Here is a 3,790-nt window from a genome sequence, read left to right as displayed (position 1 = left end):
CCCGGACGCGATGCTCCACCCGCATCGCACCACCCAACGAAAGGAGTCACGATGAGCACCAACCCGTTCGACGACACCGACGGCACCTTCCTGGTCCTGGTGAACCACGAGCGCCAACATTCCCTGTGGCCCGAGTTCGCTCCGGTCCCCAACGGATGGACACGCGTCTTCGGCCCCGACGGCCACCGCGAATGCCTCGACTACGTCGAGGTCAACTGGACGGACATGCGGCCCGCGAGTCTCGTGGAATCGATGAGCCGGGCGTCGGGGGAGGTGGACAGTGGGACGACACAGCGCATCCACGGTTGATCCGGACATCGACGCGACCGCCCGCGGGGCGTCTCATCGGGCCTCCCCGCCCGTTCCCGCCCTGGAACTGCGCGGTGTCACCAAGACGTTCCAGCCGGGCGTGCTCGGCCGCGGCCGCGCGCACGTCGCCGTCGATCACCTCGACCTGTCCGTGCCCGCCGGATCGATTCACGCGATCCTCGGCCCCAACGGGGCGGGCAAGACCACCACGGTGGCGATGGTCGCGACACTCCTGCAACCCGACTCGGGCCAGGTGCTGATCGACGGCGTCGACGCGACCGCCGACCCGGGGACCGTCCGCGAACGGATCGGCGTCTCCGGTCAGTACGCGGCGGTCGACGGCACGCTCAGCGGGTTCGAGAACCTGCGGCTGGTGGCGCAGCTCTACGGGATGTCTCGGAGGGAGGCATCGGCGCGGGCGCGCAGCATGATCGAGGAACTCGATCTCGTCGCTGCTGCCGACCGGCCGATGCGGACGTACTCCGGCGGCATGCGACGACGCCTCGATCTGGCCGGAGCCATCATCAACCGGCCGCGACTGGTGATCCTCGACGAGCCGACCACCGGGCTCGACCCCCGCGGTCGCAGACAGATCTGGAACGCGGTGCAGGACCTGCGGAACGCAGGCACCACCATCCTCCTCACCACCCAGTATCTGGAGGAGGCCGACGAGCTCGCCGACGACGTCACCGTTCTGTACGACGGCGCGGTGCACGCACGCGGCACCCCGGACGCTCTCAAGCGCGAGTTCGGCAACGCCTCACTGACCGTCCGCGTGGCTCGAGTGGGCGCGCAATGTCGAGCCGTCGACGTGATGATGGCCTTGGCCGACGTCGGTTCCGGACAGCCCGAGCAGATCGACGATCTGCAGTTTCAGGTGCCGATCGATGCCGGGACCCGCAGCGCCGTCTCGGCGGTGAAGTCGCTGCAGACGATCGGCGTCGAGGTGATCGACGCCTCGGTCACCGCACCCACGCTCGAAAGCGTCTTCCTCACCCTCACCGAATCGGCGAGTCCCGATCCGGATCGAGCAGCCGACAGTGCCCGGGAAGGAGCAGCACTTGTTCACTGACACCGCCGTCCTGGTGGAGCGCAACCTGATCACCGTCCGACGCATTCCGACGCTGTTGGTCAGCGCCACCGTGCAGCCGCTGATGTTCGTCTTCCTGTTCGCGTACGTGTTCGGCGCGACTCTCGGCGGCGGCCAGTACCGGGAGTTCTTGATGGCCGGCATCTTCACGCAGACGATGCTGTTCAATTCGGCGTTCACCACGGTCGGGCTGGCGAACGACCTGTCGGACGGCATCGTCGACCGACTCCGGTCGCTGCCCATGTCGCGGCTGGCGGTGATCACCGGACGCGTGGTCTCCGACATGGTGCTCGGGGTCGTCGGGCTGGCGGTGATGGTGGTGTGCGGGCTGCTGATCGGTTGGCGCATCCGCGGCAGCGCGATCGACGCCCTGATCGCGTTCGCCCTCCTCCTGGTGTTCGCCTTCGCCATGGCCTGGGTCGGCGCCGTCACCGGTTTGGCGGCCCGCAATGTCGAGGTGGCCCAGAGCATCGGCTTCCTGTGGATGTTCCCGGTGACCTTCCTGTCGAGCGCGTTCATCTCCGCGGCCAGCCTGCCCGGTCCGTTGCGGGCCATCGCCGAGTGGAATCCGGTCACGGCCGTCGCGACCGCCTCCCGAGAGCTGTTCGGCAATGCCGCGCCCCCGGACTTCCCGGAGCCTGCGGGCTGGCCCGCCGATCACGCACTGGTCTATGCGCTGGGATGGTGCGGCGTCGTGCTCGCCGTCTGCGTGCCGCTCTCACTCTGGCTCTACCGGCGATCGGCACGGCGATGACCGCGGGTCGGGGAATGCGGCATGCCGAGGACGGGCGAGCTCGCGACCAGCGATCAGCGCACGTCGATCGCGGCGGGGAGCCAAGCCGCGTGGTTACGGTGAAGAGATGACCACGCATCCCAGCCGGGTCCAGGACGACGAACTGGCGCTCCTGCTGACGCAATCCGCGGCAGGCGACCACCGTGCGTTCGCGCGTCTGTACGACCTCACCAGTGCCCGCGTGTACGGCCTCGTCCTACGCGTCATCAACGACCGCGGCCACGCCGAAGAAGTGGTGCAGGAGTGCTACCTCAAATTCTGGCAGCACGCCGACCGCTACGACCGGTCCCGCGGCGGCGTCGTCAACTGGATGCTGACCATTGCCCACCGCCGATCGGTGGACCGCATCCGGTCGGAGGAAGTGCACCGCAGGCGGGGGACGGAGTATGCGAACGCCAACGCCGCCGTCCCCCCGGCCCCGGTCGAGGAATCGGTGGAACGCCGCGACGAGCGGATCACGCTGCGTCGATGCCTCGGCAGACTCACCGATCTGCAACGCAACAGCATCGAGATGTCGTACTTCGGCGGTATGACCTACCCCGAGGTGGCCGCCCAGACCTCGACTCCGCTGCCGACCATCAAGTCCCGCATTCGCGACGGGCTCCGCAGCCTGCGCGACTGTGTCAAGACGGGAGAACGATCATGAACCGGGACTGGCTGGACGACCACGTCGAGCTCTATGCCATCGACAGTCTCCCCGCGGACGAGCACGACGAGATGCAGACGCAGCTCGCGCAGCTCGCCCCCGCCACTCGTGCCGCGTACGAGGAGCAGATCGCCGACGTGCAGAACCTGATGCACGACTATGCCCGTCGCTACACGAGCGAGGCACCCGAACTCTTGCGGGCTCGGATCCTCGCCGACTTCGACTCCGGGATCCGGCAGAGCCGTCCGGAGCCGACCGGGCGCCGACGGCTCGCCGCGGTGGTGTCCATCGCGGCAGCGGCCATCGCCATCGCGATCGGCGCGGGGGCCATCATCGGCAGGACCACGGCCCCCGACCCCCCTCCCGCGACCACCGCACAGGGCGACGCCGCGGCCGCGGTCTTCTCCGCCCCCGACGCAGTCCTGTCGACCGAGACGCTGTCGGATGCTCGGGGCACCCTGAACATCGTCAGTTCCCGATCGCTCAATCGGGCGGTGGCCACCGTGCGCGGCGCCGCGGCACCGCTACCCGACGACAGCACACTGCAGTTGTGGATGGTCGACGACCGCAAGTCGCCCGTGTCCGCCGGTCTGCTCGACGCGTCGGCCGCGGGCCCGCTTGTGGTGGACGGGCTGGACGGCACACAGGCCTTCGCCGTGACCCTCGAGCCTCGCGGCGGATCGTCGTCGCCCACACTGCCGCTGCTGGGTCAGGTGAAGATCTGACGCGCCTGTCTCCCAATTGCCCATATCCCCCAAATGCCGTCGACAGGGCCGGGCAGCCTCGGGAAGAATCGACATCTCGTAGCACGAGTTCGAACCCACCTTCCCGTGACCGAAAGCGAGACCTGCGATGCCGTCCTACTCCGCCGCTCCCGGCGCCCCGATCTGGTTCGACTTGATGACGAGCGACGTGGACCGCGCCACCGAGTTCTACGGTTCCCTCTTCGGCT

At 68.5% G+C, this 3,790-nt stretch carries 5 protein-coding genes and 1 pseudogene; all 6 read left to right on the top strand.

The window, feature by feature from the left end:
- Positions 1–51: 51 nt before the first annotated feature.
- On the top strand, positions 52–309 hold the full coding sequence (locus GX543_RS01115; protein WP_290849247.1) for an MbtH family protein: 258 nt from the start codon (positions 52–54) through the stop codon (positions 307–309).
- A gap of 7 nt (positions 310–316) precedes the next feature.
- A complete protein-coding gene (locus GX543_RS01110; RefSeq protein WP_290849249.1) occupies positions 317–1,381 on the top strand; it encodes an ATP-binding cassette domain-containing protein in 1,065 nt (354 codons plus the stop codon).
- Positions 1,371–2,153: an ABC transporter permease gene (locus GX543_RS01105; RefSeq protein WP_290849246.1), complete on the top strand. Its 783-nt coding sequence runs from the start codon at positions 1,371–1,373 to the stop codon at positions 2,151–2,153. The genes GX543_RS01110 and GX543_RS01105 overlap by 11 nt, the downstream gene beginning before the upstream one ends.
- Positions 2,154–2,259: 106 nt before the next feature.
- The gene (sigK, locus tag GX543_RS01100; protein WP_290849244.1) at positions 2,260–2,838 is read left to right on the top strand and encodes an ECF RNA polymerase sigma factor SigK; all 579 of its coding nucleotides are present in this window, start codon (positions 2,260–2,262) and stop codon (positions 2,836–2,838) included.
- Positions 2,835–3,563 (top strand): anti-sigma factor, encoded by a 729-nt coding sequence (locus tag GX543_RS01095; protein WP_290849242.1) that lies wholly within the window; start codon positions 2,835–2,837, stop codon positions 3,561–3,563. Before sigK ends, GX543_RS01095 begins: the two co-directional genes overlap by 4 nt.
- Positions 3,564–3,690: 127 nt before the next feature.
- Positions 3,691–3,790: pseudogene (locus GX543_RS01090) on the top strand (VOC family protein); the annotation flags it as partial.

Source organism: Gordonia sp. (in: high G+C Gram-positive bacteria), from assembly GCF_012515855.1.
Taxonomy (GTDB): domain Bacteria; phylum Actinomycetota; class Actinomycetes; order Mycobacteriales; family Mycobacteriaceae; genus Gordonia.
The sequence above is the reverse complement of the archived record's forward strand: the minus strand, read 5'-3'. Positions and strand labels throughout refer to the sequence as shown.